Here is a 5,433-nt window from a genome sequence, read left to right as displayed (position 1 = left end):
AGGGGCAAGAGCCCTTGGTTACTTGGGGCTTTTCCAAGTGACTCGCCGTAAGGGCGAAACCCATATCCGCCATCACCAAAACAATGGATATGCACACAAAAGCCTTACAGCCAATCAGCGGACTTTGAACCGCCCCATAATCGCACTCACGCGGCTATTGGCTTCCAGCAACTGTCGGGTATTGAGCTCACTGGCCTGACCGCTCTTCACCAGTTCATCCACCATGTGGCGGATCTGCACCATGCTGCGGTTGATCTCATCCGTCACCGCACTTTGTTGTTCGGCGGCAGTGGCGATCTGAGTGCTCAGGCTGTTGATGTGGCTGACAGAACCGGCCATTTCGTCCAGCCCGGTATTGACCCGCGCCGTGGCATCGGCCGCTGACTGGCAACTGGCCTGGGTGTTTTCCATGGCGCTGACCGACGAACTGACGCCTTGGGTCAGGCGCGCGAGCATCTCGTTGATTTCCGAGGTGCTGGCCTGGGTGCGGGCGGCGAGGGCGCGGACTTCGTCGGCCACCACCGCAAAACCGCGACCTTGCTCACCGGCACGCGCCGCTTCAATCGCCGCGTTAAGGGCCAGCAGGTTGGTCTGGCCGGCGATGGCGCCGATCACCCCGAGGATTTCGGTGATGCGCTGGGCGTCTTGCTGCATGCTTTCGACTTTATGGGTGGCGCTGGCCACTTCGTCGATCAATGCAATCACACTGCTGGACGCTTCACCCACCACGACCCGTGAACGGTCGGCGTTTTCGTTGGCGCGTTGAGTGAAAGCAGCGGTTTCAGCGGCGTTCTGCGCCACGCTTTCGGCGGTCGAACTCATTTCGGTAATGGCGGTGACGGTCTGATCGGTTTCCGAAGCGTGGCGCACCAGAATCTGGCTGGTATGCGCAGAGGTGCGTTGCAGGTTGTCGAGGCTGGACGCCATGGCGCCCGTGGCCTGGGTGACTTCGCCGATCATGTTTTGCAGGTAAGCGATGAACGCGTTGACCGAGTGGCCAATGGCGCCCAGCTCGTCTTCGGCACGAATGGTGATGCGTTTGGTCAGGTCGGCGTCACCGGCAGACAGTGCGTCGATATTCGCCTTCAGGGCTTTCATGCGCTGGATCAGTTGGCGGATCGCATAGATTTGCAACAGCACAAGCAGGATCACCATCGGAATTTGCAGCAGGCTCAGCGTGCTGAACACATCGTCGCGCTGCGCGGTGATCAGCTTGGTCGGCAGGGCAGTGGCAAGGAACCACGGCGTGCCTTCGATAGGGCGCATGAAGAAGGTGCTGGCTTCGCCTTTGTTGTCGAACTCGACGCGCTGCGCCTGATCACGGTTTTGCAGGCCGGCCTTCACTTGGCTGGCGAAAGGTGAGTTGCCGGCCAGTTCGCTGATGTTCTTCAGTACGATCGGTCCGCTGATGCGCGAGCTGTTGCTGATGATCTTGCCGTCGGCCTCGACGATGAGCATTTCGGCACCGAGGTCTTTTTCCTTGCGCGCCACCAGGTCGTTGAAGAAACCCAGGGTCACGTCGATGGTCGAGACGCCGTAGGCTGCGCCGTTTTTCTGGATGGCCATGGCGCAGTTGGTGCGCGGCTCGGCGCTGGCGTCATCTTTATAGGCCGCTGCCCAGGCGCATTGCCCGCGCGGGGTTTGCATGCCGCCCTTGTACCAGCTCTGGTCGTAATAGTTAGGCGCGGCGTCGCTGTTCCAGAAGGTATTGACCGCCAGTTTGCCCGAGGCATCGCGATGCCAGAACGTGCTGAACTTGTTGCGCCCCGCTTCACGCTGGCCGGGCAGGGGCCAGATGCCGCCACCGAAGACTTTCAGTTCGCCGTACTGATCGACCAGGCCCGGCAGGACCGTGTCGATGGCGGCGCTGTCGAGCAGGGGGATGGTCTGGGTGATGCTGCGCTGTTGCGCCTGAACCTTGTTCAGTTCGCCCTGAATTTGTTCGGCGACTTCGGCGATGCGATTGAGCGCGACTTGTTCTTCGGTGTGGCGCAGCTTTGGCGCGACCAGTTGGCTGATGCCAACCACGGTGAGAATGGACAGCAGCAGAATGAACAGGACCAGAAACAGCGTGTAGCGAGCCTGAATAGTGCGGAATGCGGGCATGGGGCCGGGTCCTTTTGAGCAGCGATCTTATTGTGGGTATCGGTATGAAACTGGACGCTTCAAAGGGCTATCGGCTGGCTCAAGTCGAGCTTTAGGTACGATCGTGCTAGAACGGAGGGAGGTGACGGACGGCGGGATTGCGCCGGCCCGTTCAGGCAATTGAACGGGCCGGACGCAGGTTAACGGTCGAGCAACTTCAGGATTTCTTCGGGGTAACGCAAGCCGGCGGTGGCATTCGCCGGGAAGATCGCTTCCAGCGCGTGCAGCTCTTCGCGGCCAAGTTTGATTTCCAGCGCTGCCACGTTTTCTTCCAGGTATTTGCGCTGTTTGGTCCCGGGGATCGGGATCACGTAATCACCCTGGGCCAGCACCCACGCCAACGCGAGTTGACCCGCCGTCACGCCTTTTTCCGCCGCCAGGTCCTGTACTTGACGCACCAGCAACAGGTTTTTCGCGAAGTTGTCACCCTGAAAACGCGGACTGAACCGACGGTAGTCGTCCGCCGCAAAATCGTCCGGGCTTTTCAGTGCGCCCGTCAGAAAACCCCGACCCAACGGGCTGTAAGGGACAAAGGCAATGCCCAGTCGCTGGCACGCGGCCAGGCAGCCATTGTCTTCCTGATCCCGGCTCCACAACGAATATTCGCTTTGCAGCGCGCTGATCGGATGAACCTGGTGCGCCCGCTCCAGCGTTGCGGCCGAGGCTTCGCTCAAGCCCAGGTAACGCACTTTGCCGGCCTTGACCAGTTCGGCCATGGCGCCGACGGTTTCCTCGATGGCCACTTGCGGGTCGATGCGGTGCTGGTAGTACAAGTCGAGGGTTTCGACCCCGAGCCGTTTGAGGGTGCCGTCGATAGAGGCGCGGATGTATTCCGGGCGTCCGTCGACCCCTCGGGCGGACGGGTTCGCCGGATCGCGGACGATGCCGAACTTGCTCGCCAGGAACACTTGATCACGCTTGCCAGCGATGGCTTTGCCGATCAGTTCTTCGTTGGTGTGCGGGCCGTACATGTCGGCGGTGTCGAGCAGGTTGATGCCCAGCTCCAGCGCACGATGCAGGGTGGCCGTGGCTTCCCGGGTGTCCGTGCCGGTGGTGTAGAAATCAGTCATGCCCATGCAGCCCAGACCGATCGCGCTGACCTGCGGACCGTTTTTACCCAATTGACGTGTTTGCATGAAATCAGCTCCCTGTGAATGTGGATCCCATTGTTAACCTCGACAGAATCCAGATAAACCAGCTAAAACTGCTATCACTATTAGTAATTTCTAAATAATCAGCCGGTACGACAGCACAATGGATCGATTCAACGCCATGCGCGTATTCACCCGGATCGTCGAGCTGGGAGGCTTTGCCAAAGCGGCAGACAGCCTGCAATTGCCCCGCGCCTCGGTGACCATTCTGATCAAACAGCTGGAGGCGCATCTGGGCGTGCAGTTGCTGCAACGCACCACGCGGCAGATCAGCCTGACGCTGGATGGGGCTGCGTATTACCCGCGTTGCGTGCGTTTGCTGGCGGATCTGGAAGAAACCGAAGCGGTGTTCTCCGCCGCGCGTCAAAACCCCAAGGGTTTGTTGCGCGTGGACATGCCCGCAGGGGTGGGGCGCCTGATCGTGATTCCGGCCTTACCGCAGTTCACGGCCCGCTATCCCTTGATCGAGCTGGAAATCGGTTTGAATGACCGGCCCGTGGACCTGATTCGCGAAGGCGTCGATTGCGTGCTCCGGGGCGGTTCATCACTGGACGACTCTCTGGTGGCGCGACCGCTGGTCATGCTGGATCAGGTCACCTGCGCCAGCCCCGGTTATCTGCAACGCCACGGGACGCCGCAGTGCCTGGCCGATCTGGAGGGGCATGAAATGGTGGAGTACGTTTCCAGTCACAGCGGCAAACGTTTCGGACTGGAGTTTGTGGTCGATGGTCAGATTCAACCGATCAATCTGTCCAAACATGTGGCGGTCAACAGCGCCGACGGTTATCTGGCGGCGTGTGAGGCGGGGTATGGTTTGGTCCAGACCCCGTACTATCACGTGGCCAGGCAATTGAAGGAGGGCAATCTGGTCGAGGTGCTGAGGGAGGTGCCGCCACCGGGGATGCCGTTGGCGGCGCTCTATCCTCCTCACCGTCAGCTGTCGCGGCGGGTACGGGTGTTTGTCGACTGGATGGTTGAGCTTTGCGCGCAGCCGGGAAATGGCTTTGTCAAAGAATATTCAGGCCGCTGAAAAATCCTAACGGTGTTGGTAGTAACCCGGTCCGCCACGGCCGTCGTAATGGTGGCCGCCGTGCCATCCGCCGTGGGGGAAAATAATGCAGCCGCTCAGGGAAAGTATGGCCAGCAGGGGAATCAGCAGTGTGATTCGACGGAACATTTCAAAATCCTCATGGTTATCGCCGCTATGAAGCCAAAAGGCTTCATCGGCTGTAACATGAGACCCCGTTTGCAGCGCCCCATCCCCGGAAAACGGTAGTGGCTTGGCATGCATTCGGATACAAACCCGATACATTTTCAGGTTCGCCTTACGTTTTAGCTTTTTGTTTAAGGAAAAGGGCAATGACCCAGTCGCAACGTTTGAAATACTCGATTCTGATCTCCCTGGTGGTGCTGGGGATCATGTTTGGCCTTTCGTATTTGCAGAATGCCGGGGTCATCAGCGAAAAACTGTTCCAGTACATCGCTATTGGTGTGGCGGTGATCGTGGTGGTGATCAATGGCGTGATGCGTCGCAAGGTCAAGCCCTGAACGACGCACCACGGGCAGGTTATTCGCCGTGCAATGCGGCGAACGCCTGCGGGTGCAAGCTGTAGCTTTTGTCCGGGTTCAGGGTGATCACGCCTTCGCTGCACAAGCGTTTCAACACTTCGCGCACACTGAGAAAGGACAGCGGAATATCCAGGTCCAGCAGGTGACTGTGGACGCCGCGCACACCCAGGCTGCGATCGCTTTCGGCGGCGGACAGCAAGGCGTCGATGACTTTCAGGCGGATCAGGCTGGTGCGCAGGCCGAAGCTCTTGAGCAGTACCCGGATCCGTTCGTTGCTGTGTCGTTCAGTACGCGGATTGAACAGGCCCGAGCCCATGGAAGTGCCCATTGGCGCAGTGCTACCGTCCGTTGGCAGTTGCGAGTTGTACATGCAAAATCTCCTTTTCAGAGCCTGAACCGGAAAGATGTGTTGGGTGCTCTTACTCAATAAGACGTACGAGCCACCCAAATCATGAAGGATCAGATGTAGAAATTTTGTTGCCATCACGTCAGAAGCTTGTAAACCCCCGCAGAAACGCCCTCCGGCGGCCTAAATTTTTGTCATGAATTTCGTTCCTGTAGGAGCGAG

At 59.0% G+C, this 5,433-nt stretch carries 6 protein-coding genes; 2 read left to right on the top strand and 4 right to left on the bottom strand.

What is annotated here, in order from left to right; translation table 11 throughout:
* Positions 1 to 114: 114 nt before the first annotated feature.
* On the bottom strand, positions 115 to 2,106 hold the full coding sequence (locus PMI32_RS26435; RefSeq protein WP_008024807.1) for a methyl-accepting chemotaxis protein: 1,992 nt from the start codon (positions 2,104 to 2,106) through the stop codon (positions 115 to 117).
* A 179-nt stretch (positions 2,107 to 2,285) separates the two neighbouring features.
* Positions 2,286 to 3,281, bottom strand: a complete 996-nt coding sequence (locus PMI32_RS26440; RefSeq protein WP_008024806.1) for an aldo/keto reductase — start codon at positions 3,279 to 3,281, stop codon at positions 2,286 to 2,288.
* A gap of 118 nt (positions 3,282 to 3,399) precedes the next feature.
* Here PMI32_RS26440 and PMI32_RS26445 point away from each other — a divergent pair, with 118 nt between their 5' ends.
* The gene (locus PMI32_RS26445; protein WP_008024805.1) at positions 3,400 to 4,326 is read left to right on the top strand and encodes a LysR family transcriptional regulator; all 927 of its coding nucleotides are present in this window, start codon (positions 3,400 to 3,402) and stop codon (positions 4,324 to 4,326) included.
* 6 nt (positions 4,327 to 4,332) lie between these two features.
* Here the strand turns inward: PMI32_RS26445 and PMI32_RS30425 are convergent, their stop codons facing one another.
* Positions 4,333 to 4,473: a hypothetical protein gene (locus PMI32_RS30425; protein WP_008024803.1), complete on the bottom strand. Its 141-nt coding sequence runs from the start codon at positions 4,471 to 4,473 to the stop codon at positions 4,333 to 4,335.
* 182 nt (positions 4,474 to 4,655) lie between these two features.
* Here PMI32_RS30425 and PMI32_RS26450 point away from each other — a divergent pair, with 182 nt between their 5' ends.
* Positions 4,656 to 4,844 (top strand): hypothetical protein, encoded by a 189-nt coding sequence (locus tag PMI32_RS26450; protein ID WP_008024801.1) that lies wholly within the window; start codon positions 4,656 to 4,658, stop codon positions 4,842 to 4,844.
* 19 nt (positions 4,845 to 4,863) lie between these two features.
* Here the strand turns inward: PMI32_RS26450 and PMI32_RS26455 are convergent, their stop codons facing one another.
* A complete protein-coding gene (locus PMI32_RS26455) occupies positions 4,864 to 5,235 on the bottom strand; it encodes a hypothetical protein (RefSeq protein ID WP_008024799.1) in 372 nt (123 codons plus the stop codon).
* Between the last annotated feature and the right edge of the window lie 198 nt (positions 5,236 to 5,433).

The organism is Pseudomonas sp. GM60, from assembly GCF_000282415.1.
GTDB classification, from domain to species: Bacteria; Pseudomonadota; Gammaproteobacteria; order Pseudomonadales; family Pseudomonadaceae; genus Aquipseudomonas; species Aquipseudomonas migulae.
The sequence above is the reverse complement of the archived record's forward strand: the minus strand, read 5'-3'. Positions and strand labels throughout refer to the sequence as shown.